The 25,801-nt window shown below is 71.1% G+C and carries 25 protein-coding genes; 22 read left to right on the top strand and 3 right to left on the bottom strand.

From position 1 onward, the window contains the following. Nucleotides 1-24 precede the first annotated feature (24 nt). On the bottom strand, nt 25-1,650 hold the full coding sequence (locus ACIPEK_RS12070) for a PucR family transcriptional regulator (protein WP_401994018.1): 1,626 nt from the start codon (nt 1,648-1,650) through the stop codon (nt 25-27). 269 nt (nt 1,651-1,919) lie between these two features. On the opposite strand from ACIPEK_RS12070, the gene ACIPEK_RS12065 reads away from it, so the two are divergent. Then, nucleotides 1,920-2,813 (top strand): sulfurtransferase, encoded by an 894-nt coding sequence (locus tag ACIPEK_RS12065; protein WP_401994015.1) that lies wholly within the window; start codon nt 1,920-1,922, stop codon nt 2,811-2,813. 55 nt (nt 2,814-2,868) lie between these two features. Here the strand turns inward: ACIPEK_RS12065 and ACIPEK_RS12060 are convergent, their stop codons facing one another. Next, the gene (locus tag ACIPEK_RS12060; protein ID WP_401994073.1) at nt 2,869-4,671 is read right to left on the bottom strand and encodes a glycoside hydrolase family 15 protein; all 1,803 of its coding nucleotides are present in this window, start codon (nt 4,669-4,671) and stop codon (nt 2,869-2,871) included. A 406-nt stretch (nt 4,672-5,077) separates the two neighbouring features. Here ACIPEK_RS12060 and ACIPEK_RS12055 point away from each other — a divergent pair, with 406 nt between their 5' ends. The 14 genes from ACIPEK_RS12055 (at nt 5,078) to ACIPEK_RS11990 (ending at nt 20,696) form a co-directional block, all read left to right on the top strand. After that, on the top strand, nt 5,078-6,763 hold the full coding sequence (locus tag ACIPEK_RS12055) for a CTP synthase (RefSeq protein WP_401994012.1): 1,686 nt from the start codon (nt 5,078-5,080) through the stop codon (nt 6,761-6,763). Nucleotides 6,764-6,852: 89 nt separating this feature from the next. Then, nucleotides 6,853-7,479: an NUDIX hydrolase gene (locus tag ACIPEK_RS12050; protein ID WP_189276405.1), complete on the top strand. Its 627-nt coding sequence runs from the start codon at nt 6,853-6,855 to the stop codon at nt 7,477-7,479. Between the two features lie 248 nt (nt 7,480-7,727). After that, a complete protein-coding gene (locus tag ACIPEK_RS12045; protein WP_401994008.1) occupies nt 7,728-9,791 on the top strand; it encodes a tetratricopeptide repeat protein in 2,064 nt (687 codons plus the stop codon). A gap of 143 nt (nt 9,792-9,934) precedes the next feature. Beyond that, nucleotides 9,935-11,050, top strand: a complete 1,116-nt coding sequence (ald, locus tag ACIPEK_RS12040; protein WP_401994070.1) for an alanine dehydrogenase — start codon at nt 9,935-9,937, stop codon at nt 11,048-11,050. 369 nt (nt 11,051-11,419) lie between these two features. Next, nucleotides 11,420-12,538, top strand: coding sequence for a ParA family protein (locus tag ACIPEK_RS12035; protein ID WP_093893768.1), 1,119 nt, complete (start codon nt 11,420-11,422; stop codon nt 12,536-12,538). After that, on the top strand, nt 12,535-13,164 hold the full coding sequence (locus tag ACIPEK_RS12030; protein ID WP_401994067.1) for a hypothetical protein: 630 nt from the start codon (nt 12,535-12,537) through the stop codon (nt 13,162-13,164). Before ACIPEK_RS12035 ends, ACIPEK_RS12030 begins: the two co-directional genes overlap by 4 nt. 108 nt (nt 13,165-13,272) lie before the next feature. Continuing rightward, entirely contained in the window at nt 13,273-14,388 is a 1,116-nt protein-coding gene (locus ACIPEK_RS12025; protein WP_401994005.1) for a segregation/condensation protein A, read from the top strand. Continuing rightward, a complete protein-coding gene (scpB, locus tag ACIPEK_RS12020) occupies nt 14,385-15,032 on the top strand; it encodes an SMC-Scp complex subunit ScpB (protein WP_401994002.1) in 648 nt (215 codons plus the stop codon). The genes ACIPEK_RS12025 and scpB overlap by 4 nt, the downstream gene beginning before the upstream one ends. Beyond that, a complete protein-coding gene (locus tag ACIPEK_RS12015; RefSeq protein WP_401994000.1) occupies nt 15,032-16,198 on the top strand; it encodes a pseudouridine synthase in 1,167 nt (388 codons plus the stop codon). The genes scpB and ACIPEK_RS12015 overlap by 1 nt, the downstream gene beginning before the upstream one ends. A gap of 127 nt (nt 16,199-16,325) precedes the next feature. Next, complete coding sequence (pnuC, locus tag ACIPEK_RS12010; RefSeq protein WP_401993997.1) at nt 16,326-17,027, top strand: nicotinamide riboside transporter PnuC; 702 nt, start codon at nt 16,326-16,328, stop codon at nt 17,025-17,027. Between the two features lie 26 nt (nt 17,028-17,053). Further along, the gene (locus ACIPEK_RS12005; protein ID WP_383072358.1) at nt 17,054-18,133 is read left to right on the top strand and encodes an AAA family ATPase; all 1,080 of its coding nucleotides are present in this window, start codon (nt 17,054-17,056) and stop codon (nt 18,131-18,133) included. After that, a complete protein-coding gene (locus tag ACIPEK_RS12000) occupies nt 18,130-18,864 on the top strand; it encodes an NUDIX domain-containing protein (RefSeq protein WP_383072357.1) in 735 nt (244 codons plus the stop codon). The genes ACIPEK_RS12005 and ACIPEK_RS12000 overlap by 4 nt, the downstream gene beginning before the upstream one ends. Then, nucleotides 18,861-19,883, top strand: coding sequence for an ADP-ribosylglycohydrolase family protein (locus ACIPEK_RS11995; protein ID WP_401993993.1), 1,023 nt, complete (start codon nt 18,861-18,863; stop codon nt 19,881-19,883). Before ACIPEK_RS12000 ends, ACIPEK_RS11995 begins: the two co-directional genes overlap by 4 nt. A 3-nt stretch (nt 19,884-19,886) precedes the next feature. Further along, on the top strand, nt 19,887-20,696 hold the full coding sequence (locus tag ACIPEK_RS11990; RefSeq protein ID WP_401993990.1) for a DNA polymerase beta superfamily protein: 810 nt from the start codon (nt 19,887-19,889) through the stop codon (nt 20,694-20,696). A 52-nt stretch (nt 20,697-20,748) separates the two neighbouring features. Here ACIPEK_RS11990 and ACIPEK_RS11985 read toward each other — a convergent pair whose 3' ends face one another. After that, nucleotides 20,749-21,453, bottom strand: a complete 705-nt coding sequence (locus ACIPEK_RS11985) for a DNA polymerase beta superfamily protein (RefSeq protein WP_401993988.1) — start codon at nt 21,451-21,453, stop codon at nt 20,749-20,751. Nucleotides 21,454-21,565: 112 nt separating this feature from the next. On the opposite strand from ACIPEK_RS11985, the gene ACIPEK_RS11980 reads away from it, so the two are divergent. The 7 genes from ACIPEK_RS11980 (at nt 21,566) to ACIPEK_RS11950 (ending at nt 25,790) form a co-directional block, all read left to right on the top strand. Further along, on the top strand, nt 21,566-21,781 hold the full coding sequence (locus ACIPEK_RS11980) for a hypothetical protein (RefSeq protein ID WP_401993985.1): 216 nt from the start codon (nt 21,566-21,568) through the stop codon (nt 21,779-21,781). Between the two features lie 71 nt (nt 21,782-21,852). Further along, complete coding sequence (locus tag ACIPEK_RS11975) at nt 21,853-22,083, top strand: hypothetical protein (protein ID WP_401993982.1); 231 nt, start codon at nt 21,853-21,855, stop codon at nt 22,081-22,083. Nucleotides 22,084-22,168: 85 nt separating this feature from the next. Then, nucleotides 22,169-22,600, top strand: a complete 432-nt coding sequence (locus tag ACIPEK_RS11970; protein WP_401993979.1) for a YidB family protein — start codon at nt 22,169-22,171, stop codon at nt 22,598-22,600. 251 nt (nt 22,601-22,851) lie between these two features. After that, nucleotides 22,852-23,214 carry a chorismate mutase gene (aroH, locus tag ACIPEK_RS11965; RefSeq protein ID WP_093893778.1) on the top strand — a complete coding sequence of 121 codons (363 nt, stop codon included), beginning with the start codon at nt 22,852-22,854 and terminating at the stop codon, nt 23,212-23,214. After that, a complete protein-coding gene (locus tag ACIPEK_RS11960) occupies nt 23,211-24,296 on the top strand; it encodes a prephenate dehydrogenase (RefSeq protein WP_401993976.1) in 1,086 nt (361 codons plus the stop codon). Before aroH ends, ACIPEK_RS11960 begins: the two co-directional genes overlap by 4 nt. A gap of 124 nt (nt 24,297-24,420) precedes the next feature. Continuing rightward, entirely contained in the window at nt 24,421-25,137 is a 717-nt protein-coding gene (gene cmk, locus ACIPEK_RS11955) for a (d)CMP kinase (protein WP_401993973.1), read from the top strand. Then, a complete protein-coding gene (locus ACIPEK_RS11950) occupies nt 25,134-25,790 on the top strand; it encodes a lysophospholipid acyltransferase family protein (protein ID WP_383072351.1) in 657 nt (218 codons plus the stop codon). The genes cmk and ACIPEK_RS11950 overlap by 4 nt, the downstream gene beginning before the upstream one ends. The last annotated feature ends 11 nt before the right edge of the window (nt 25,791-25,801 follow it).

Here is a 25,801-nt window from a genome sequence, read left to right as displayed (position 1 = left end):
GCTGCTCGTCGGACGAGTCCGGAGCTACGAAGTGTGGCGGCGGGCCCGAAGGGCCAGGCTCAGCGCCAGGACCGCCTGGGGGTCGTCCAGGTCGGTGCCGAGCAGCTCGCCGATGCGGGCCAGCCGGTTGTACAGCGTCTGACGGTTCAGATGCAGTTCGCGTGCCGTCTCCGCCTTGCGGCCCGCGTGGGCCAGATACGTCTCCAGCGTCGGCAGCAGCGGCGGGCGAGAGGTGCGGTCGTGATCGCGCAGCGGGCCGATCGCCCGGTCCACGAACGCCGCCAGATCCGGATGGTCCCGCAGCCGCCACAGCAGCAGATCGATGTCCAGACGCCGGGCGTCGTACCAGGGCCGGTCGCTGAGACCGTGCGCGGCCGTCGCCGTTTCCGCGGCGTGCCGCAGCCCCGCACCGACCGCCGCCCAGCCGCCCGCCACGCCCACCACCACGACCGGCGGATACGATCCTGCACGCTCCAGACCGGCCCGCTCCACACCCGCCCGCAGCGCCGCCGCGACCCGGTCCGCGACCGCCGTGCGCTCCGTCTCGGACCGCAGCCCCAGCAGCAGCGGAACCCGGCCCTCCACGGGCCGCACACCCAGCAGCACCGGCACGCCCACCGACGAGAGCTCCTCCAGCACCGCCCGCGCCAGCAGCGCCCAGTTCCCCGACACGGACAGCTCGGGGGCCAGCCGCATGACCACCGGCAGCAGCGGCATCTCACCCGGTCTGAAGCCCAGTACGCGGGCTTGCGCCGGCGCGTCCTCCGGAGTGATCCGGCCCTCGGCGAGATCCGTCAGGAAGTCGCCCCGGCCGCGCGCGGCGAGCTCCTCCTCCTGGCGGGCCTGCATCAGCACGACGGCGAGGATGCCGGCCGCTCGCTCCGCCGCCATCCGGTGCACCGTCACCAGCGGGCCGGCCACAGCCAGCAGCACCAGCCTGGCCCGTACCGAACCGGTTCCAGGGCCGCCGCCCGGCACATCCACCAGCACCGAACCGGTGGGCGGCGTCTCACGGGCCGCCCGGTCGCCGCGCATCCCGTCCCACACCTGGAGCGGATCGGCGGACACCGGGCCGGACCCGGGCCCCGCCGCGTACAGCAGCTGGCCGTCCGCCGTCTCCAGGAAGACCGGGTTGGCCGTGAAGTCCGCCAGGATGCCGAGCACCTGGGGCACCCCGCCGCCGCCGAGCAGCGCCTCCGTACATCGTCGGTGCACGTCCTCGGCCTGCCGCAGCAGCGCGTAGTGACCGTTGACGATCTCGGTGTGGATCTCCTCGGTCACCGTCACGAACGGCACCTCGCGGTGCAGCTGCACCAGCGGCAGACCGGCCGCGCGGGCGGCGTCCACGATCGATGCGGGCAGCCTGCTGAAGCGCGGTCCGAGCTCCACCACCAGGGCGGCGATCTGGCGGTCGGCGAGCCTGCGGACGAAGGCGCGCTGCTCGGCGGGGCGGGTGCCGAGCCCCAGACCGGTGGTGAGCAGCAGCTCACCGCCCTTGAGCAGCGAAGCGATGTTCGGGACCTCGCCCGCGTGCACCCAGCGCACCGTACGGTTCAGCCGGTCCGCGCCGGCCACCACCTCCGGGAGCCCGCTGCGCAGCCCCGGCAGCTCAAGGGCTCGCTGCACGGTGATTCCGCCTTGGGTCTCCACTTGCTCTGGCCTCGCGTTTCCACTCGGGTCGGGTGGGCAGTCGCCCTGATTCAGGAAGGTACCGGCCCCGGGCGCCGGAGGCGTCGTCGGGGAGCTGTCGGGGGAGTCCGCCGACCGGGGGCAGCGGCATCGATCAGCCACTTTCGGCATGCCTGAGGGCATGGAACCGCTGTTGACACGGGCCGAGGGCCGCTGCGATCTTGTGACCGCCGCGCGGTTCGGGCCGAGTGGCCCTCATACCCGGACCTGGACCTGGACCTGGAGCAGACGTGGGCGACGACATATCGGCGTGCTCGGGCCGGGAAGGCCTTGCGGGCCCCTTTCCCGGCCCGCTGGTCGGGGCCGACTGGCTCGCGGCGCGGCTGGGCGAGCGCGGGCCGGTGGTCCTCGATGCCTCGGTGGGCGCGTACCGGGGCTCCGAGCAGCGGATTCCGGGAGCGCGCCCCTTCGACATCGACGGGGCACTGTCCGACCACTCCGGACCACTGCCCCACACGCTGCCCGACGCCGACAGATTCACCGAGGAGCTGCGCGCCCTCGGTGTCGACGACACCGACACCGTCGTCGTCTACGACGCTGCGGGCATCTACTCCAGCGCACGTGCCTGGTGGATGCTGCGAGCGATGGGCTTCGACCGGGCCGCGGTGCTCGACGGTGGCCTGCCCGCCTGGACCGACGCCGGACTGCCGTTGGAGAACGCCGGGCCCGCGCCTGCCGTGGCGCGCGGCGGCTTCACAGCCCGGCCGCGCGCGGGGCTGGTCGTCGGCAGCGACGAGGTGGTGGCGGCCCTGGCCGATCCTGGAGCGGCGGTCTTCGACGCCCGCTCCAGGGAGCGGTTCTCCGGCGCGGTCACCGAGCCACGACCGGGGCTGCGCGCCGGCCATATGCCGGGGGCGGTCAATCTGCCCTTCGGCGAGATCCAGCGCGACGGCCGGATGCGCCCGGCGAAGGAGCTGCGCGCCGCGTTCGCCGCCCTCGCCGGGGAGCGGGAGCGGCTGTTCTTCAGCTGCGGATCGGGCGTCACCGCCTGCGTGCTGACGCTGGGGGCCGAGCTGGCGGGGTACCGCGAGCTGGCCGTGTACGACGGGTCCTGGAGCGAGTGGGGGCTGCCTTCGGGGCTGCCCGTCGTGACCGGAGCGGAGAGCGGGGGGCAGCTGCGATGATGCCGCTCGCCGCAGGGGGCGGGTCCGGCATACGCCGCCCGCCCCCTCCCTGAGGTCAGCCGACGTACGCCCCGCTCGCCGTCAGGCGCAGTGCCGTGTCGATCAGCGGCACATGGCTGAACGCCTGGGGGAAGTTCCCCACCTGGCGCTGCAGCCGGGGGTCCCACTCCTCCGCCAGCAGGCCCAGATCGTTGCGCAGGGACAGCAGCCGCTCGAAGAGCTGGCGTGCCTCGTCGACCCGGCCGATCATCGCCAGGTCGTCCGCCAGCCAGAACGAGCAGGCCAGGAACGCGCCCTCGTCGCCCTCCAGGCCGTCGACGCCCGCGTCCTCGCCCTTGGTGGGGTAGCGCAGCACGAAGCCGTCCTCCGTGGACAGCTCGCGCTGGATCGCCTCGATCGTGCCGATCACGCGCTTGTCGTCCGGCGGCAGGAAGCCCATCTGGGGGATCAGGAGGAGGGAGGCGTCCAGCTCCTTCGACCCGTAGGACTGGGTGAAGGTATTGCGCTCCTTGTCGTAGCCCCGGTCGCAGACATCGCGGTGGATTTCGTCGCGCAGTTCCCGCAGCCGCTCCAGCGGCCCTTCCGCGTCCCCGGACTCGATCAGCTTGATGGTGCGGTCGACGGCGACCCAGGCCATCACCTTCGAGTGGACGAAGTGGCGGCGCGGGCCGCGCACCTCCCAGATGCCCTCGTCCGGCTCGCCCCAGTGCTTCTCCAGGTACTCGATCAGCTTGAGCTGGAGGCCCATCGCGTAGTCGTTGCGGGTCAGGCCCGTCATATGGGCGAGGTGCAGTGCCTCGATGACCTCGCCGTACACGTCCAGCTGGAGCTGGCCCGCGGCGCCGTTGCCGACCCGGACCGGGCCGGAGTTCTCGTAACCGGGCAGCCAGTCCAGCTCGGCCTCGCCCAGCTCGCGCTCGCCCGCGATGCCGTACATGATCTGCAGGTTCTCCGGGTCACCGGCGACCGCCCTCAGCAGCCACTCGCGCCAGGCGCGGGCCTCCTCGCGGTAGCCGGTGCGCAGCAGGGACGAGAGGGTGATCGCGGCGTCACGCAGCCAGGTGTAGCGATAGTCCCAGTTCCGGGAGCCGCCGATGTCCTCGGGCAGCGACGTGGTCGGCGCGGCGACGATGCCGCCGGTCGGCGCGTACGTCAGGGCCTTGAGGGTGATCAGGGAGCGGACCACGGCCTCGCGGTAGGGCCCGTGGTACGTGCACTGCTCGATCCATTCACGCCAGAAGTCCGCGGTCGCGTCCAGCGAACTCTCCGGGTCCGGAAGACCGGGCGGCTCGTGGTGCGAAGGCTGCCAGCTGATCGTGAACGCGATCCGGTCCCCGGGCGCGACCGTGAAATCGGAGTACGTCGTCAGGTTCTCGCCGAAGGTGTCGGCGGGGGTGTCCAGCCAGACGGAGTCCGGGCCGGCGACGGCGACCGTACGGCCGTCGACCTTGTGCACCCACGGTGTGACCCGCCCGTAGCTGAACCGCATCCGCAGCTCGGAGCGCATCGGCACCCGGCCGCTGATCCCCTCCACGATCCGGATCACCTGCGGTGCACCGTCACGAGGCGGCATGAAATCGGTCACTCTGACCGTTCCGCGCGGTGTGTCCCATTCCGATTCCAGGATGAGGGAGTCCCCGCGGTAACGGCGGCGGTCCGCGGACGGCGGCTTTGCCCCGTCCTCCCGCGCCGGTCCCAGGCGCCAGAAGCCGTGCTCCTCGGTACCCAGCAGTCCCGCGAAAATAGCGTGCGAATCGAAGCGGGGAAGGCACAGCCAGTCCACTGTGCCGTCCCGGCAGACCAGGGCGGCGGTCTGCATGTCTCCGATGAGTGCGTAATCCTCGATGCGCCCGGCCACGTGCATCTCCAGTCGAACGGCCATGTCGCCCCGTGGGGCATTACTGCGGGTAATGAGGTTGTCGCAAGGGGTCGTTGTGGGGGAACCTGCGAACTCGGTACCTCGCCCGGAGCGAGTGTCCGAGCAGGATACGACGCACCCGGATGATCTGCGCGACGGTCTCGGCAAAGCGTCTGAGCCGAACGGGTGGGGCGGGAGGGGCCGACGTTGATCTTGTGCGGTAGGCGTGCGGGGTGTGGCCGGAAGCAGGCTCCCTTTGTCGCTGATACCCTGGTAGCCCGTGGACCGGTGGTCGTCAGCAACAGCAGACGAGGCCCCCGAACCGCAGCGACGGCACCTCCGGAATCTCCGGACGGCAACGCCGGTACGCACCTCACGATCGCGACCACGGGAGCCCCCTTTGGCTATGCAGCCCACATCCACGACGACCAAGCACATCTTCGTCACCGGGGGTGTCGCCTCTTCCCTCGGCAAGGGTCTGACTGCCTCCAGCCTCGGTGCCCTGCTCAAGGCGCGCGGCCTTCGGGTCACCATGCAGAAGCTCGACCCGTATCTGAACGTCGACCCGGGCACGATGAACCCCTTCCAGCACGGTGAGGTGTTCGTCACCAACGACGGCGCCGAGACCGACCTGGACATCGGCCACTACGAGCGCTTCCTCGACGTCGACCTCGACGGGTCCGCCAACGTCACCACCGGCCAGGTCTACTCGCAGGTGATCGCCAAGGAGCGGCGCGGCGAGTACCTCGGTGACACCGTGCAGGTCATCCCGCACATCACCAACGAGATCAAGCACCGCATCCGCCGCATGGCAACCGACGACGTCGACGTCGTCATCACCGAGGTCGGCGGCACGGTCGGTGACATCGAGTCGCTGCCGTTCCTGGAGACCGTCCGCCAGGTCCGCCACGAGGTCGGCCGGGACAACGTCTTCGTCGTGCACATCTCGCTGCTGCCCTACATCGGCCCGTCCGGCGAGCTCAAGACCAAGCCGACTCAGCACTCCGTCGCCGCGCTGCGCAACATCGGCATCCAGCCCGACGCCATCGTGCTGCGCGCCGACCGTGACGTACCGACCGCCATCAAGCGCAAGATCTCGCTGATGTGCGACGTCGACGAGGCCGCCGTGGTGGCCTGCGTGGACGCCAAGTCGATCTACGACATCCCGAAGGTGCTGCACACCGAGGGCCTGGACGCCTACGTCGTGCGCAAGCTCGACCTGCCGTTCCGCGACGTCGACTGGACCACGTGGGACGACCTGCTGGACCGCGTCCACAACCCCGACCACGAGATCACCGTCGCGCTCGTCGGCAAGTACATCGACCTGCCCGACGCCTACCTCTCGGTCACCGAGGCCATCCGGGCCGGCGGCTTCGCGAACAAGGCCCGGGTCAAGGTCAAGTGGGTCGCCTCCGACGACTGCAAGACCCCGGCCGGCGCCGCCAGGCAGCTCTCCGACGTCGACGCGATCTGCGTCCCCGGCGGCTTCGGCGACCGCGGTGTCAACGGCAAGATCGGCGCCATCCAGTACGCCCGTGAGAACAAGGTGCCGCTGCTCGGCCTCTGCCTCGGCCTGCAGTGCATCGTGATCGAGGCGGCACGCAACCTGGCCGAGATCCCCGACGCCAACTCCACCGAGTTCGACGCCGCCACCTCGCACCCCGTCATTTCGACGATGGAGGAGCAGCTGGCGTACGTCGAGGGCGCGGGCGACCTGGGCGGCACCATGCGGCTCGGCCTGTACCCGGCGAAGCTCGCCGAGGGCTCGTTGGTCCGTGAGGCGTACGACGGCCAGCCGTACGTGGAGGAGCGCCACCGCCACCGCTACGAGGTCAACAACGCCTACCGCGCCGAGCTGGAGAAGAAGGCCGGTCTGGTCTTCTCCGGCACGTCCCCGGACAACAAGCTCGTCGAGTACGTCGAGTACCCGCGCGAGATCCACCCCTACCTGGTCGCCACCCAGGCGCACCCGGAGCTCCGCTCCCGCCCGACCCGCCCGCACCCGCTCTTCGCGGGCCTGGTGAAGGCGGCCGTCGAGCGCAAGACGGGTGCCGGGGCCGGTGGCAAGCAGGGCACCACGTCGGGCAAGTAGTCCGGCGGTACGCAGGCATTAACGTTGACCGGGGTACGGATCCACTGAGGATGCGTGCCCCGGTTTCTGTTTTTTGTGGGAGGACGTAGATGGGTTTCCAGGACACGCCCGAGGAGTGGCAGGTCACCGCGACCGAGACGCCCTTCACCGGCAACAAGACCAGCGTCCGCACCGATGAAGTGGTGATGCCCGACGGCACGGTCGTACGCCGCGACTACCAGGTCCACCCGGGCTCGGTCGCCGTGCTCGCGCTCGACGAAGAGGGCCGGGTCGTCGTGCTGCGGCAGTACCGCCACCCGGTGCGCCACAAGCTCTGGGAGATCCCGGCGGGACTGCTCGACATCCCCGGTGAGAATCCGCTGCACGCTGCCCAGCGAGAGCTCTACGAGGAGGCGTACGTCAAGGCCGAGGACTGGCGGGTGCTGACCGACGTCTACACCACGCCGGGCGGCTGCGACGAAGCCGTACGGATCTTCCTGGCCCGGAATCTCTCCGAGGCCGACGGGGAGCGCTTCGCGGTCTCCGAGGAGGAGGCCGACATGGAGCTGGCCCGGGTGCCGCTCCAGGAGCTGGTACGGGGGGTGCTCGCCGGGGATCTGCACAACAACTGCCTTGTGGTGGGCGTCCTTTCGCTCGCGACGGTGCTCGCCGGTGACGGGATCGAGTCGCTGCGTCCGGCCGAGGCGCCGTGGCCGGCCCGCCCGTTCGAGGCCTGACGGTCAGCGGTCCGACGGTTCGTAAGGACCGTCCGAGGCCCCGCGTTCGCAGGGATCGTTCGAGATCCGGCAGCCCGTAGGGGCCGCTGAACGGTTCACCGACGCCCTCCGATCGGAAAAGATGCTGATCCGATCGGGGGACCTCTGCGCCACGCTCCACGGAATTCGTCCACACGCCTGAACTACGCTCGGAATGCCCTGACCGGAGTCCCGGCGGGCAACGCGTGCAGCGAAGTGGAGCGTGGCCCGTGACGGATCAGGCGGTGGACACCAGCGGCCCGGCCAAGGCAGCGGGAACCGAAGGGCCGTCCGGCGCCGTCCCACCCCAATTCTTCGGCCGCGACCGCGAGTTGAAAGAGCTGCGAGCCGACATCGAGCGGGCCGGACTGGACACTCTGGCCGGTCGCAAGGCCGCCCGCGCCCGGGTCCTGCTGATCGCCGGACGCCCCGGCTCCGGACGCACCGCACTCGCCGGCGAGCTCACCCGCCGGCTGCTCCTCACCGGCGACCACCCCGACGGCCTGCTCCGGGCCCGGCTCACCGACCCCGGCGGCGCACCCGTCCCCACCGAGCGCACCGCCCGCGAGCTGCTCGACCAGCTGGGTGTGACGGGGCCGCCCGGCGCGGACGGGGACGAGCTCTCCGAAATGGTCCGCGAGGCGCTCGCCGGGCGCCGCGCCCTGCTGCTCCTCGACGACGCCGTGGACGCGGAACAGGTCGACCCGCTGCTGCCGGACAACCCCGACTCCTTGGTCGTCGCCACCTCCGCGGGTCCGCTGACCGGTATCCCCGGTGTCCGCCCCTGCACCATCGGCGGCCTGGACGCGGGTTCCGCCGTCCGGCTGCTCGCCCGCATCATCGGCCAGGTCAGGATCACCGTCGACCCGCGGACCGCCGAGACCCTCGCCGAGGAGTGCGCCGGCCTGCCGGCCGCCCTGGTCCTGGTCGGCGGCTGGCTCGCCGCCCACCCGATGGCGTCGGTCGCCGATGTCACCAAACAGCTGCGCGAGCTGCCGGACGACACGGAGCAGTCCACCGGTGCCCGCCCGCTGGCCCGCGCCTTCCGGCTGGTCCATGACTCCCTGCCGCCGACCGCCGCCCGGGTACTGCGACTGCTCGCCCTCGCCCCCGCCGGACTCGCCGACGCCCACACGGCCTCCGCCCTGGCCGGCTGCTCCGTCTCCGCAGCCCAGGCGACCCTCGACGACTTCGTGGCCCTGGGACTGCTGCGTACCAATGGGGCGGACCAGCCGCAGTACGAGGTGCCCGGCTGCCTCGCTCCGCTGCTGCGGGCGCTGCTGGCGGACAAGGACCGGCCGGCGGAGGTCCAGCTCGCCAGGGCCCGGATGCTGGAGCGGACCGTACGGCTGCTGCAGTCCTGCCGGGCGGTCACCGACCCCGAGGGTTCCCCGGCCCGCCGCAAGCTCGCCGGGCTGCCTCGCTCGCTGCGTTTCCCCAACCCCGATGCGGCCGCCGAATGGCTGCGGATCCGCCGCCCCGCCCTGCTGGCCTCGGCCAGGCTTGCCGTCGAGGACGGTGAACTCGACACCCTGGCAAGGAGGTTGGTGGCCGCACTGGTGCGGGCGCTGGCCGTGCACCAGGGCACCGAGGCGGCCGCGCCCGAGCTGTACGGACTGCACGGTCTGGTTCTGGCAGTCGCCGAGCGGCGCGAGCTGCCGCGCGAACGGGCCGCCGCACTGCTCAACCTCGCCGACCTCGATGCCAGGACCGGCCGTACGCAGGAGGCGCTGACCCGCTACCGGGCCGCGCTGGACGCCGGACGGGCCGCGAAGGATCCGTACGCCACCGGCCGTGCGATGGAATCCGTAGGCGGTGCCTACGTCGAGCTGGGGGACTTCCAGCGGGCCTCCGACTGGTACGGCCGGGCGTTGGCGCAGCGGCTCACCCAGGGCGAGCGGGCCGACGAGGCGCGGCTGTACGGGCGGCTCGGCGCCGTCCACACCTATGCCGGCCGGTACGGCGAGGCACTGCGGAACTGGCGGGCCGCCGCGGCCGGGTACCGCAGGCTCGGCGATGTGCCGGCCCAGGCACGGGCGCTGAGCGAGGCGGCCCGGGTGCAGGAGTACGCGGGCCGGCCGCAGGAGTCGCTGCACACCTGTCAGGAGGCCGTCGAGTGGGCCAGGCGGGCCGGGGACGTACGGCTGCAGGCGGCGCTGGAGCTGCGGCTGGCCGACACGCTCGACCGGCTGGGCGACTCGGCTGCGGCCCGGCTGCACCGGGGCCTGGCCGACAGATTGCTGGGCAAGGGGGGCGCGGCCTACGAAATCCGTAGTGCGGTGAGTGAAAATTAATGCTTTGTAAGGCTAGACAGCGCGAAGCCCTTCATTAGAATGGCTCTACCGCGTGCGTTCGCGGTGTCTCCATTTACGCTGTGTCTATCCGGGTATGTATAGCTATGCCCGGATAACCCCCTGAGCCAAGGACCGTGATCGACGTGAAGGTCGGCATCCCCCGCGAAGTCAAGAACAACGAGTTCCGCGTGGCGATCACGCCCGCCGGTGTGAACGAGCTCGTACGCCACGGCCACCAGGTCGTCGTCGAGGAGAACGCCGGGGCCGGCTCCTCCATCACGGACGAGGAGTACGTCGCCGCCGGGGCCCAGATCCTCCCCACCGCCGACGAGGTCTGGGCCGCCGCCGACCTGCTGCTCAAGGTCAAGGAGCCGGTTGCCGAGGAGTACCACCGCCTCCGCAAGGACCAGACGCTCTTCACCTACCTGCACCTCGCCGCCTCCCGTGAGTGCACCGACGCGCTGCTGGAGTCCGGCACCACCTCGATCGCGTACGAGACGGTCGAGACCGCGAACCGCGCGCTGCCGCTGCTCGCCCCGATGTCCGAGGTCGCGGGCCGGCTGGCCCCGCAGGTCGGTGCCTACCACCTGATGCGCTCGGTCGGCGGCCGCGGCGTGCTGCCGGGCGGCGTCCCGGGTACGGCGCCCGCCGAGGCCGTCGTCATCGGCGGCGGTGTCTCCGGCTGGAACGCCACGCAGATCGCCGTCGGTCTCGGCTTCCACGTCACGCTGCTCGACCGGGACATCAACAAGCTGCGCGAGGCCGACAAGGTCTTCGGCACCAAGGTGAAGACGGTCGTCTCCAACGCCTTCGAGCTGGAGAAGGCCGTCATCGAGGCCGACCTCGTCGTGGGCGCCGTGCTGATCCCCGGTGCGAAGGCCCCGAAGCTGGTCACCAACGAGCTCGTCGCCAAGATGAAGCCCGGAAGTGTACTTGTCGACATTGCAATCGATCAGGGCGGCTGCTTCGAGGACTCGCGTCCGACGACGCACGCCGAGCCGACCTTCATGGTCCACAACTCGGTCTTCTACTGCGTCGCGAACATGCCGGGCGCGGTGCCGAACACCTCCACGTACGCCCTCACCAACGCCACGCTGCCGTACATCGTGGAGCTCGCCAACCGCGGCTGGGTCGAGGCGCTGCGCCGTGACGCCGCACTCGCCAAGGGTCTCAACACCCATGACGGGCAGGTCGTTTACCGTGAGGTGGCCGAGGCCCACGGCCTGGAGCACGTCGAGCTGAGCTCGCTTCTCGGCTGACGGGTCAACATCTCCCGTCAACCTGATGCGTCCGGCCGGACCTTGCTGAGCAAGGTCCGGCCGGACGCATGCCCGGCCTCTGTGGGGCCGCCGTTCAACTCGTCTCGAACGTAGCCCTTCAACCGATTCGCGCACCCGCCGAAAGTGCGCCCCGGTGGCTGCGTGCCCTTGACAGGGAGGTGTTCGATTGCCGACACATCGGGCCGGGTCCGGCGGATTGTGTTGCTGCGGAGCGGTGACACGCCATAGAGTCGCCAATCGTCGGCATGGTGCCACGCTGACCTATCGATAAGTTTCCTGGTCACGTCCAAGGAGGTAAGACGACTTGTGAATGAGTCGACATTTACTCCCGGGGGTGTTCAACCAGGGATGCCTGCACGGGGCCAGAGCCCGAACGGGCTGGAGGCTGTCGGCTCCGTCGCTGTCCGCACCTTCGCCACCCACCAGCACATGACGACAGCCCCCCAGATGATGGACGGCCTAAACGTGAACGCCATGGCCGGCAACGAGAGTGGCCGAGAGACCGCCCACTTCGCCGACTTCGACGAGGTGCCCCAGGGGCACTTCTACGACCCCGACGCCGAGTACGAGCCCGATCCGGAGTACGCGGCCACCCTCGCGCCCGACGCTGCCCGCCAGCGCCGCGAGCGGATCGGCCCGACCGGTCGGCCCCTGCCCTACTTTCCGATCCCGGGCCCGCTGACCGATCACGGTCCCGCGAAGATCATCGCGATGTGCAACCAGAAGGGCGGCGTCGGCAAGACCACGTCGACCATCAACCTGGGTGCCGCACTCGCGGAGTACGGGCGCCGCGTCCTGCTCGTCGACTTCGACCCGCAGGGAGCCCTGTCGGTCGGGCTCGGTGTCAACCCGATGGAGCTCGACCTCACGGTCTACAACCTGCTCATGGAGCGGGGCATGTCGGCCGACGAGGTCCTGCTGAAGACCGCGGTCCCGAACATGGACCTGCTGCCCAGCAACATCGACCTGTCGGCTGCCGAGGTGCAGCTGGTGAGCGAGGTGGCCCGGGAGTCCACGCTGCAGCGCGCCCTGAAGCCGCTGATGGCCGACTACGACTACATCGTGATCGACTGTCAGCCCTCGCTGGGGCTGCTCACCGTGAACGCCCTGACGGCGGCCCACAAGGTGATAGTGCCGCTCGAGTGCGAATTCTTCGCGCTGCGAGGTGTGGCGCTGCTCACCGAGACCATCGAGAAGGTCCAGGAGCGGCTCAACCCGGATCTGGAGCTCGACGGCATCCTCGCCACCATGTACGACTCCCGTACGGTGCACAGCCGCGAGGTCCTCGCGCGCGTCGTCGAGGCCTTCGACGATCACGTCTACCACACGGTCATCGGGCGCACGGTGCGCTTCCCGGAGACCACGGTCGCCGGTGAGCCCATCACCACATACGCCTCCAACTCGGTCGGTGCCGCCGCCTATCGCCAGCTCGCCAGGGAGGTGCTCGCCCGGTGTCACGCCGAGTGAGTCTGCCCGGGGCCGACGAACTGTTCCGTACCACCGGGGGGATGGGGCTGCAGGCCTCGTCCCCCGCGGACCGGCGGCGCAAGGCGAACGGCGAGGCCCGGGTGCCCGGTCCGGCCGGGGAGAGCGATCCCGCGGCCGACGGATCCGGGGCGGGCGCGGCGGAGGCCGCAGCCGGCACCGCGGCCCCTTCGCGGGAGGAGCACTCCGCGGCCGACGCCGACGCGGGGGGATCGCGCAGCCGCGGCGCAGACGGTGACCGGAGCGCGGTGGCAGGGCAGTCGGGGCGCAGGCCTCAGCAGTCCTCGCCGTCCACGCAGTCGCCCGCGCAGTCGTCCGCGCAGGAGGCGGTTCCCGCTCCTGCCGTTCAGCAGCAGCGCAGGCGCGGAGGCGGGCGCGGGGCGAACCGGAGGCCCAGCGGCCGGGAGCGTCACGACGAGAAGATCACCGTCTATGTCTCGGCCGAGGAACTGATGGACCTCGAACACGCCCGTCTCGTGCTCCGCGGGGAGCACGGGCTCGCGGTCGACCGCGGGCGGATCGTCCGCGAGGCGGTCGCGGTGGTTCTCGCGGACCTGGAGTCGCGGGGCGACGCGAGCATCCTCGTACGGCGGCTGCGCGGCCGCTGATCGGCGGGGCGCCGGTAGCCTGCCCGGAGTGCCGCCGTCGGCAGGGTGTCCGGCCTGCCCCGTGCGGGCCACTGCCCGCCGCCCGTATCCTGCTGCCCCTGGACCTTCATGCCGACGACCGACGAGCCCGCCCGTACCCCTCGCCGCCCCTTGGGCCGCGGCCCGGGCGGTCGGCCTGCGCCGGGGCCGGCGGGGGGCGGGGGCATCGACGGTGAATCCGCCGCCACCCCGTCTCTTCCCGAAGCTGCGGAAGCGTCCCCGGCTCCATCGGTGGCCGACGCGACAGCGTCCGCCGGGACCGCCGCACCCGAGGTGCCCGTAACGCCCTCCGAGCCCGCCGTACCGACAACGCCCGGCTCGCCCCCCGAGTCCGTCGTACCGGCAGGAACCGCCGGCTCGCCCCCCGACCCCGCCGATGACGGGCGGTTCACTGTCCGGCTGGCGAACTTCGAGGGGCCGTTCGATCTGCTTCTGCAGCTCATCTCCAAGCACAAGCTGGATGTGACCGAAGTCGCACTGTCCAAGGTCACCGACGAGTTCATGGCGCACATCCGGGCCATGGGGCCGGACTGGGATCTGGATCAGACCACCGAGTTCCTCGTCGTCGCCGCGACCCTGCTCGATCTGAAGGCCGCCCGGCTGCTGCCCGCCGCCGAGGTGGAGGACGAGGCGGATCTGGCGCTGCTCGAAGCGCGGGACCTGCTCTTCGCCCGACTGCTCCAGTACCGCGCGTACAAGCGCATCGCGGAGATTTTCAGCGACCGGCTGGAGTCGGAGGGGCGGCGCTTTCCGCGGACCGTGGGGCTGGAGCCGCACCATGCCGAGCTGCTGCCCGAGGTCGTCATCAGCATCGGGGCCGAGGGGTTCGCCAAGCTGGCCGTGAAGGCGATGCAGCCGAGGCCCGAGCCGCAGGTGTACGTCGACCACATCCACGCGCCGCTGGTCAGCGTGCGGGAACAGGCCGAGATCGTGGTGGCGCGGCTGCGGGAGGCGGGGGAGATCAGTTTCCGGGTGCTCACCGAGGACGCCCAGGACACCCTCACCGTCGTCGCCAGGTTCCTCGCGCTGCTGGAGCTGTACCGGGAGAAGGCCGTAGCGCTCGACCAGGACGAGGCGCTCGGGGAGCTCCTGGTGCGCTGGGCGGGGGGAGAGGGGACCGAGCCCGTCGTGACGGACGAGTTCGACACCGAGGTGCAGGATGTCTCCGAGGATGTGAAGGCATGAGTCAGCAGGACACCACCGGCTCCACCGTCGCGGATCTTGATCTCAAGCCCGCCCTGGAGGCCGTCCTCATGGTCGTCGACGAGCCCGCCACCGAGGAACACCTCGCCAAGGTGCTGGAGCGGCCCCGCAGAGCCGTTGCCGACGCGCTGCGGGAACTGGCCGACGAGTACACGGTGCAGCGCCGCGGTTTCGATCTGAGGCTGGTCGCGGGCGGCTGGCGTTTCTATACCCGCCCGCAGTACGCGGCGGCCGTCGAGGGCTTCGTCCTGGACGGCCAGCAGGCCCGTCTCACGCAGGCGGCCCTGGAGACCCTGGCGGTGGTCGCCTACCGCCAGCCGGTCAGCCGGTCGAGGGTCTCCGCGGTCCGCGGTGTGAACTGTGACGGGGTCATGCGGACCCTGCTGCAGAGGGGTCTCGTCGGGGAAGCGGGCGCGGAACCCGAAACAGGTGCGATCCTGTACAGGACGACGAACTACTTTCTGGAGCGGATGGGCCTGCGTGGCCTGGATGAGCTCCCGGAGCTCGCGCCCTTCCTTCCCGAGGCGGACGCGATCGAGGCTGAGACGCTAGAGGGTGTGCCGTCGTTCGATCCGGACGCACCGGACACCCCGGATACTCACGCAGACGACAAGACGGATTTTTGATGCGAAGCAGTGGCAGGAACAGCGGAAGCAGCGGCGGCGGAGCCAGGAGCGGCGGCAGCAGGAGCGGCGGCAGCGGCGGCAGGAACAACAGCGGCAGCGGCAGGAACAGCAACCCGAACCCCCGGGTTCCCGGCTCCGAGCGCGACGACAAGCAGGAGCAGCGCCCCCGTCGGCCCCGGCCCGAGGAGCGGCGCTACGACGTGGGCAACGACAAGCCCGGCGGCGACGGCGGCACCCGCAAGGGCCGCGGCGCGGCCGCCCGCGGCGGCGCCAAGGGCGGCCCGAAGACCGCGTCGGGCGGTTCCAAGGGCGGCGGCCGGCGGGCCCCGTACGGCGCCCCGTCCCGTCCGCGTGAGCTCGACGCCAAGATCGAGCAGCGCAACCGGGACAGGTACGCGAACAAGCCCGACATCAGGACGCCCAAGACCCACCCGGGCGCCGAGCAGGAGGGCGAGCGGCTGCAGAAGGTCCTCGCCCGGGCCGGCATGGGCTCGCGCCGTGCGTGCGAGGAACTGATCGAGCAGTCGCGTGTCGAGGTCAACGGCGAGATCGTCGTCGAGCAGGGCATGCGCGTCGATGTGCACAAGGACGAGATCAAGGTCGACGGTCTTACCGTCGCCGCCCAGTCGTACCTCTTCTTCGCGCTGAACAAGCCCGCCGGTGTCGTCTCCTCCATGGAGGACCCGGACGGCCGCCAGTGCCTCGGCGACTACGTCACCAACCGTGAGACGCGGCTCTTCCACGTCGGCCGGCTGGACACCGAGACCGAGGGCATCATCATGCTCACCAACCACGGCGAGCTGGCCCACCGGCTGACCCACCCCAAGTACGGGGTGAAGAAGACCTACCTGGCCGCCATCCAGGGACCGCTCCCGCGCGACCTGGGCAAGCGGCTCAAGGACGGCATCCAGCTGGAGGACGGGTACGCCCGCGCCGACCACTTCCGGGTCGTCGAGAACACCGGCAAGAACTACCTGGTCGAGGTGACCCTCCACGAGGGCCGCAAGCACATCGTCCGCCGGATGCTGGCCGAGGCCGGCTTCCCGGTCGAGCGGCTCGTACGGACGTCCTTCGGGCCGATCCCGCTGGGCGACCAGAAGTCCGGCTGGCTGCGCCGCCTCACCAACACCGAGGTGGGCATGCTGATGCGCGAGGTCGGTCTGTAACCCGGCTCCGTCCGTTCCGAGGCCCGCGGCCGGTTCCTGCTTTCGATTTTCGAACAGGAATCGGCCGCGGGCCTTTTGCTGCGACCGTTCCGCCTTTATAGTCAGACTGACTATTAAGGAGGCGGTAGTGAGTCTCGCGGAATTCCTCGATCCCCTGCAGCAACCTCTGGTGACGGTCCTCGACACTCCGGTCAGCTGGACCGAGGTGCTCGGCTTCGGCAGCGGAGCGCTGTGCGTCTGGCTCGTGGCCCGCCAGCACCTCGCCAACTGGCCGATCGGCATCGCCAACAACCTCTTCTTCATCCTGCTGTTCGCCCAGTCCGGTCTGTACGCCGACGCCGGCCTCCAGATCGTCTTCATCGCCCTTGCCGCGTACGGCTGGTGGACCTGGACCCACGGGGGTGGACCGGGGACACGGGACCTGCCGGTGCGACGCACCACGCGCACCGAGTGGGCCTGGCTGCTCGCGGCAGGGGTGGTGGGGGCCTTCGCCCTCACCGTCCTGCTCGACCACGCCACCGACTCGACCGTGCCCTTCTGGGACGCCCTGACGACCGCGCTGTCCCTGACGGCGACGTACGGGCAGTGCAGGAAGCTCGTCGAGTCGTGGTGGCTCTGGATCGCCGCCGATGTGGTGTACATCCCGCTGTACGCGTACAAGGAGCTCTATCTGACCTCCCTGCTGTACGTCGGCTTCCTGACGCTGTGCCTGATCGGCCTGCGCAACTGGCAGCGCGATCTCGCCGCGCAGCAACGGCAGCCCGTGGAGGTGGCGGCCGCACCCGGGTACGAGGCCGTCGTGGGCCGGCGGCGTGGGGGGTCGCTGTGAGTGGTCGGTTTCCACGGGGCAGCGGCGTGAAGCGCTTCGCGCACGGGCTCGTCCTCGGCAAGTTCTATCCGCCGCACGCCGGCCACCACCACCTCGTCCGCACCGCGCAGGACCGCTGCGAGCGGCTGACGGTCCTGGTCTGCGCCGCCTCCGTCGAGTCCGTACCGCTCGCCGACCGGGTGGCCTGGATGCGGGAGGTGCACCCCGACGTACGGGTCGTGGGCGCCGTCGACGACATCCGCATGGATCTCCACGACCCGGTGATCTGGGACGCGCACATGGCCGTCTTCACCGGGGCCGTGCCCGAGCCGGTGGACGCTGTCTTCACCTCGGAGTCGTACGGGGACGAACTGGCCCGCCGGTTCGGCGCCGAGTCCGTCTGCGTCGACCCCGACCGCACGGTCTTCCCGGTCTCCGGCACCGCCGTCCGCAAGGACCCGGTCGGCTGCTGGGACTTCCTCGAACCGCCCGTACGGGCCGCGCTCACCCGCCGGATCGTCGTCCTCGGCGCCGAGTCCACCGGTACCACGACGATGGCTCGTGCCCTCGCCGACCACTACCGGCGGCGCGGCGGCGTCTGGGCACAGACCCGTTACGTCGCCGAGTACGGGCGGGAGTTCAGCGAACAGAAGCTGGCCGCGCTGCGCACCCGGTGGCCCGGGGCCCAGTGGGAGGACGTCGCCTTCACCACCGACGACTTCCCGCGGATCGCCCAGGTGCAGAACGCCAAGGAGGAGGCGGCCGCGCGCACCGGGTCGCCGGTGCTCTTCTGCGACACCGACTCCTTCGCGACCACCGTCTGGCACGAGCGGTACATCGGCGGCCGCAACCCGCTCGTCGAGGAGACCGCCGACCGGGTCGCCCACCATCTGTGGCTGCTCACCGACCACGAGGGCGTCGCCTTCGAGGACGACGGGCTGCGCGACGGCGAGGAGCTGCGGCCCTGGATGACCGACCGCTTCCGGTCCGAACTGACCCGCACCGGAAGGCAGTTCATCGAGCTCACCGGAACCCACCAGGAACGCCTGGCCACCGCGGTCGCCGCCGTCGACACCCTGCTCGCCGCCGGCTGGAACTTCGCCGCACCCCTCCCGGAGCACCGATGAGCGCCGGTGTCCCCGCAGGCTACGACCCGTACGCCTTCGAACCCTTCGCGGTCACGGTCGACCTCGCCGTCTTCACGGTCCGTGGCACCCGGCTGCACGTCCTGCTCGTCGAAAGGGGCGCGGACCCGTACAAGGGCCACTGGGCGCTGCCCGGCGGCTTCGTTCTGCCCCGCGAGTCCGCCGAGGACGCCGCCCGCCGGGAGCTCGCCGAGGAGACCGGGCTGACCGAGGGCACCGTCTCGGCCCTCCACCTGGAACAGCTGCGCACCTACAGCGATCCGGACCGCGACCCGAGGATGCGGGTGGTCTCCGTCGCCTACGCCGCCCTCGTACCCGACCTGCCCGAACCGCACGGCGGCGGCGACGCGGCCAGCGCCCAGTGGTGGGATGCCAAAGCCCCCGGACCCCTCGCCTTCGACCACGACCGCATCCTCGCCGACGCACACGACCGGATCGGCGCCAAACTCGAATACAGCTGTCTGGCCACCGCCTTCTGCCCGCCCGAATTCACCCTGGGGGAACTCCAGCAGGTGTACGAGACGGTCTGGGGTGTCGAGCTGGACCGGCCCAACTTCCGGCGCAAGGTCCTCACCACGCCCGGCTTCGTCCAGGCCGTGGAGGGATCGCCGCGCCGCACCGGCGGACGGGGGAAACCGGCCGCGCTCTACCGGGCGGGTGCCGCTACCGCCCTGCACCCTCCACTCCTGAGACCGGAAGGAAGAACCACGTGATCGTGACCAGGACCATCACCAAACAGGCCGCCACCGGCGCACTGACCGGGCTCGCGCTCGGCGATGCACTGGGCTTCCCGACCGAGTTCAACAACGTGCCGTCGATCCTTGCCAAGTGCGGGCCGTGGCGCCAGATGCGACTGCCGAAGCCGGCGATCGTCACCGACGACACCCAGATGACGCTGGCTCTGGGGCGGGGTATCCGTACCGCCATGGACCGCGGGCTGCTCACCCCGCTGCGGCTGGTCCGCCCGGTGCGCGAGGAGTTCGTCGACTGGTACCACTCGCCCGACAACAACCGCGCCCCCGGCCGCACCTGCATGACCGCCTGCCGCCTGCTCGACAGCGACCGGCTCTGGCAGGAGGCCAGCCAGACCGGCTCCAAGGGCTGCGGCGCCAATATGCGGGTCGCGCCGGTCGGGCTCGTGCCGGGGCTGAGCGAGGAACAGCGCTCCGGCGCCGCCCAGTTGCAGGCCGCCCTCACCCACGGCCACCCGACCGCCCTCGCCGCGTCCGACCTGATGGCCCGCGCGGTGTACCTGCTGGCGCAGGGAGCGGAGCCGATGGGCCTGATCGGGCAGCTGCGCAGTTACGCGTACGAGAACAGCAGCCGCTACCTCACGCGCTGGCTCGGCGACCTCTGGCGGTACGCGGGCGACTCCTCCCCGGAGCTGTACATCCAGCGCGGCTGGGACGAGTGCCTCACCGCCCTGGCCCGCGTCCAGGAAGCCCTGCGCGACCCGTCCCCGGAGACCGACCCCTGCGAGAGCACCGGCGACGGCTGGATCGCCGAGGAGGCCCTCGCCACTGCCTTGCACTGCTTCCTGCTCTTCCCCGATCAGCCCGTCACCGCCCTCCGCCGGGCCGCCTGCACCCGGGGCGACTCGGACTCCCTCGGCTGCCTGACCGGCGCGCTCGCCGGGGCGCACCTGGGAGCGGGGGCCTGGCCCAAGGAGTGGTCGGAGCGGATCGAGTACCGGAGCGATCTGCTGTCGCTGGGGGCGCTCTGGGACGCTTGATCCATGAGTACGGAAACGCACCTGCAAGAGGCCGGGCTGCCGGTCACGGACTTCGGCCCGGTGCTCGCCGAAGAGCGCGACCCGCTGGTGTTCGCCACGGTCTCCGGAGCGCATCTGTACGGGTTCCCGTCCAGGGACTCGGATGTGGACCTTCGGGGGGTCCATCTCCTTCCCGCGGACGAACTCCTCGGGCTGCGCAAGCCCGAGGAGACACGCTCGCGGATGTGGGACAGGGGCGGGGTCGAGATGGACCTGGTCACCCATGATCTGCGGAAGTTCGTGCGGTTGATGCTGAAACCGAACGGCTACGTGCTGGAACAGCTGCTGTCTCCGCTCGTTGTGCACACGAGTGAGCTGCACGCGGAACTGGTGGATCTGGCACCCGATGTGCTCACCCGCAATCACGCGCACCACTACCGGGGGTTCGCCCACACCCAGTGGCGGCTCTTCGAGAGGACGGGCGAACTGAAGCCGCTGCTGTACACGTTCCGGGCGCTGCTCACCGGTATCCATCTGATGCGCAGCGGTGAGGTGCGGGCGCATCTGCCGACGCTCCTCGGGGAGGTGGCCGCTCCGGCGTATCTGCCCGAGCTGATCGCCGCGAAGAGCGAGGCCGAGCACAAGGGAGCGGAGGGCGCGGACGGCGCAGTGGTGTCCCGGGACGTCGGGATGCTGCACGGGGTGCTTGACGAGGCGCAGGCGGAATCCAGGCTTCCCGAGGTGGCCGGTGGGTTCGACGGGCTGCACGATCTTGTGGTGCGTGCGCGGTCGACGGGGTGGGCGTCGTTGTCCTCGATCGCCGGACGGGCTTGAACGTCCGCCCGACCAGGGGTGAACGGTCCGCCCACCGGCGGGGGCGGGCCGTTCACCCCTGGTCGGGCCAGAGAGCGGACGACCGGCGGGTGCGGATCAGGAAGTCCTCCACGCGGGCCCGGTCCGGCCGTGGGGGGAGCGGGGAGCACCCGGCCGCCTCGTCGTTCTCCTCGGCCAGGCGGGTCATGCGGCGTTCGACCTCCGGCCACGGCACCTCGCCGCGCTTCACCGCCAGCAGCTGCTCCCGGGCCGGCCCCACCTCGATCACGAGCTCGCCCGTGCGCAGCAGATCCCGGCCGCTGGTCAGTAGCCGCAGCAGATGCATGGCGTGCTTCCAGCGCGGCGCCCCGTACTGTCGTACGTCCGCCTCCAGCTTCCTGCGCTGGCCCAACGCGTAGCGGACGAAGGCCTGATGGGCAAGCCGGGACAGGAACGCCCCTCGCAACGAAAGGAGTTCACGGCCCACGGCGTCGACGTTTTCCACCAGCGGCGAGTGCAGGCACTCCAGCACATTGGGGTTGGCGCGCAGGGCCAGCTCGCAGAAGCGTTCCAGCTCCCAGGAGAACTGCTCCTTTGCCGGGCCGTCGACATGCGTCGGTGGCTTGTCGAACCGCCAGAACAGCGGGGTCGGCGCCAGGAAGACGCCGCGCCGGTCGGTGTCGCTGCCGTCCGTGGCGAGCCCGAAGGCGCGTGAGCCCATCACGCAGGAGTAGACCGTGTGGTCGCGTACGAGAGCCTCGGAGTCAGGGGTGATCATGCCGGCGAGGTTACGTGGGCGAAAACGTGTTGCACCGGAAGATCCGCGGTGCCACGATCACCGCCATGACGGTGATCGGAAAGGCTCGCCGCACCACCCTCCGGTGAGCGCGATGACGACACCTCCGTACTCCGGAGAAGAAGCAACCGCTCTGTACACCAGGTTCGAACACCTGTCGCACCCGGCCCGTATGCGGGCCATCGCCGAACACACCAGCTCCCTGGACGGCGCCGCCTACCGCGCCGCGCACACGGTCCTGGACGCCGGGAACCCCGATGAACGCCGACTGGTGCTGTTCCTGGCCGTCGTCCGCCGCGACCTCGACTGACCGGCCCTCGCGGGGGAGAGGCCGGACCCGCTCTCGATGCCATCCGGGACGAGTGGCGGGGGCCGCGGCCGGTGCTGCCGATCGCGGCGATCGGCACGGTGGTGGCTGCGCTGCGGGCGCGGGGGTCGGCCGTTGCGGGGCCGGCCGCGGTGGAGGTGGTGGTCCGGGCGGGCGGTGACACCCGGTGGGTGGATCCCTGGCCGGACCAGCTGGCCGCGCTGCGGGACAGCGAACATCCGGATGTCGCGGAGGCGGCGCTTCTGGCCGATGTCCGCCGGGCCGGTCCGGCGACCGCTGTGTGACGGTGGACCCGCCCCGCTCAAGTGGCAGAAGCCCGGGTTCTGATCGACATTGTCGATAAATCATCCCCTCCGGAAAGGCAGAACCATGGCGGGAAACGACCTCGGCAGCCTGCTGGGCAGTTTGCTGGGCGGTGGCGGCCAGGGCGGCGCATCCGGCGGCGCCGGGAACATCCTCGGCGCGCTGCTGGGCGCACTGGGCAACGGCCAAAGCGGTACGGGCGGCGGTGGCAACGCGCTCGAAGGTCTGATCGGGATGCTCACCAAGTCCGGCCTCGTCGACCAGGCGCAGTCCTGGGTCGGCACCGGTGAGAACCAGGCGGTCAGCGGCGCCCAGATCGCCGAGGCGCTGCCGGACGAGACCCTGCAGAAGGTCGCCCGGGAGACCGGGGTCTCCACGGAACACGCGGCCGACGAGATCGCCCGGTCGCTGCCGACGGCGGTCGACAGACTGACCCCGTCGGGAGAGGTCCCGGAGGGCCGCTCGATCGAGGACCTGGTCCGGGAACAGCAGCTCTGAGACCGGGGCGGCCGCAAGGGCCGTTCACCGGGCAGAAGGAAGTGTTCCTCCGGAACACCCTGCGCGGCCGGAGGGCCTTCGCCACCAGGCGGAGCCCTCCGGCCGACGCGCTCTGCCACGCGCGCCACCGCCCCGTCTCACTGGGAGAGCACCCCGGCCGCCCGCCGCGCCGCCCCTCTAGGCTGACCGTGAAGAAGGATCACGCAGGCGGACAGCAGGCGCGACACGTACGAAAGAGCGAGGAGCACGACGTGGCGGTACGAGCGGTCCGTGGAGCCGTCCAGCTGGATCAGGACGAGGCCGGACACATGGACGAGCGGGTCAGCGCCCTGCTCACCGCTGTCCTGGAGCGCAACAACCTCGTCGCGGACGATCTGATCAGCATCTGGTTCACGGCCACCCCCGATCTGCACAGCGACTTCCCGGCCGCCGCGGCACGCGGGATCGGTATCGTCGACGTACCGCTGATCTGCGCCCAGGAACTGGACATCGTGGGGGCCATGCCCCGTGTGGTGCGCATCCTCGCGCACGTCGAGACGTACCTCCCCAAGTCCGAGATCGCGCACGTGTACCTCGGCGCCACCGCCGCCCTCCGCAAGGACATCGCCCAGTGAGAACCGCCCTCGTCATCGGAACGGGCCTCGTCGGCACTTCCGCAGCCCTCGCCCTGGCCGGGCGCGGCATCCATGTCCACCTCGTCGACCACGACCCCGAATCGGCCCGCACCGCGGCCGCGCTCGGCGCCGGTACGGACGAGGCGCCCGAGGGCCGCGTAGATCTGGCGATCATCGCCGTGCCGCCCGCCCATGTGGCCTCGGTGCTGGCCACCGCCATGCGGGACGGCGTGGCCCGCGGCTACCTCGACGTCGCCAGCGTCAAGGGCGGCCCGCGCCGCGAGCTGGAGGCCCGCGGCGTCGACCTCACGCCGTACATCGGTACGCACCCCATGGCCGGCAAGGAGCGATCGGGCCCCCTCGCCGCCACCGCGGACCTCTTCGAGGGCCGCCCCTGGGTCCTCACCCCGACCCGTGACACCGACACCGAGGTCCTCAACCTCGCTCTGGAACTGGTCGCGCTCTGCCGCGCCGTACCGGTCGTCATGGACGCCGACGCGCACGACCGGGCCGTCGCCCTCGTCTCCCACACCCCGCAGCTGATCTCGTCGATGGTCGCCGCCCGCCTGGAGGGGGCCGACGAGACCGCCGTACGCCTCTGCGGTCAGGGCATCAGGGACGTCACCCGGATCGCTGCCTCCGACCCCCGGATGTGGGTGGAGATCCTCTCCGCCAACCCCGGCCCGGTCGCCGACGTGCTGGCCGGGGTCGCCGCCGATCTGGACGAGACGGTACGGGCGCTGCGCGGTCTGCAGTCCGGTGACGACGACAAGCGCCGCGAAGGCGCCGAAGGCATCGAGGACGTACTGCGCCGCGGCAACGCGGGCCGGGTCCGGGTGCCCGGCAAGCACGGGACGGCCCCCGCCTCCTACCAGATCGTGTCCGTGCTCATCAGTGACCGCCCGGGCGAACTGGCCGGGATCTTCGCCGACGCCGGGCGGGCCGGGGTCAACGTCGAGGACGTCCGCATCGAGCACGCCACCGGGCAGCAGGCGGGCCTGGTCCAGCTGATGGTCGAGCCGAGCGCGGCCCCCGAACTGAGCGCGGCCCTGCGCGACCGTGGCTGGTCGCTGCGCCAGTAGGCCTGGGGCCGCGGGCCCGGGAGGCGGTTGTCCACAGGGGTGCAGAGGACCGCTCCGACACTCGGTAACCTTGTGCGGGGCGGGTTCGCGCGCCCCCGTCCCGCCCGCCCCGTGTACCAGGAAGGTGTCCACCACCGTGGAAACCGCAAGCGCCGCCGCCCGGACGGCCCCGGCCGCAGTGATCGTCGCCATCGACGGGCCCTCCGGCACCGGCAAGTCGAGCACGTCCAAGGCCGTCGCCGCCCAGCTCGGCCTGAGCTACCTGGACACCGGCGCCCAGTACCGGGCGATCACCTGGTGGATGCTGAACAACGGCATCGACGTGCGGGACGCGATGGAGGTGGCGACCGCCGCCGCCAAGCCGGTCATCGTCTCCGGCACGGACCCGGCCGCCCCGACGATCACCGTCGACGGCGAGGACGCCTCGGGACCGATCCGTACGCAGGAGGTCACTTCCCGCGTCAGCGCGGTCAGCGCGGTCCCCGAGGTGCGTGCGCGGATCACCGAGCTGCAGCGTTCCATCGCCGCCGCCGCCGAGGGCGGCATAGTGGTCGAGGGCCGCGACATCGGCACCACGGTGCTGCCCGACGCCGACCTGAAGATCTTCCTCACCGCATCGCCGGAGGCGCGCGCCGCCCGCCGCAGCGGAGAGGTCAAGGGCTCCGATCTCGCCGCCACCAAGGAGGCGCTGATCAAGCGGGACGCGGCCGACTCCGGCCGCAAGACCTCTCCGCTGGCCAAGGCGGACGACGCCGTCGAGGTGGACACCACCGAGCTGACCCTCCCGCAGGTCATCGAGTGCGTCGTCACCCTCGTCGAGGAGAAGCGGGCCGCGAAGTGACCCAAGCCACGGGCTCGCCCACGCTGCGCGGCGCAGCGGTCGGGCGCGGGATCGGCATCGGGCTGATGTACGGGCTGTGGAAGCCCCGCGTCCTCGGTGCGTGGCGGGTTCCCGCCTCCGGACCCGTCATACTCGCGGTGAACCACTCCCACAACATCGACGGTCCGATGCTGATGGGCACCGCGCCCCGGCCCGTCCACTTCCTGATCAAGAAAGAGGCGTTCGTCGGCCCCCTCGACCCGTTCCTGCGCGGAATCGGTCAGCTGAAGGTGGACCGCACGACCGCCGACCGCACCGCCATCACCCACGCCCTCGGCGTGCTGGAGAACGGCGGGGTGCTCGGGATCTTCCCCGAGGGCACCAGGGGCGAGGGCGACTTTGCCTCCCTGCGTGCCGGGCTCGCATACTTCGCGGTACGCAGCGGGGCGCCGATCGTGCCCGTGGCCGTACTGGGAAGCACCGAGCGCCGCGGACGGTTGATATCGGCACTGCCGCCGTTGCGCAGCCGGGTCGACGTCGTCTTCGGTGATGCCTTCGATGCGGGCGACAGCAGTGGGCGGCGGACGCGGAGGGCGCTGGACGAGGCGACGGTACGGATCCAGGGGCGCCTGAGCGCTCACCTGGACGAGGCCAGGCGTTTCACCGGTCGCTAGGTAAGACTTGA

This window comes from Streptomyces sp. NPDC088246 (assembly GCF_044741025.1).
Lineage (GTDB): Bacteria > Actinomycetota > Actinomycetes > Streptomycetales > Streptomycetaceae > Streptomyces.
The sequence above is the reverse complement of the archived record's forward strand: the minus strand, read 5'-3'. Positions and strand labels throughout refer to the sequence as shown.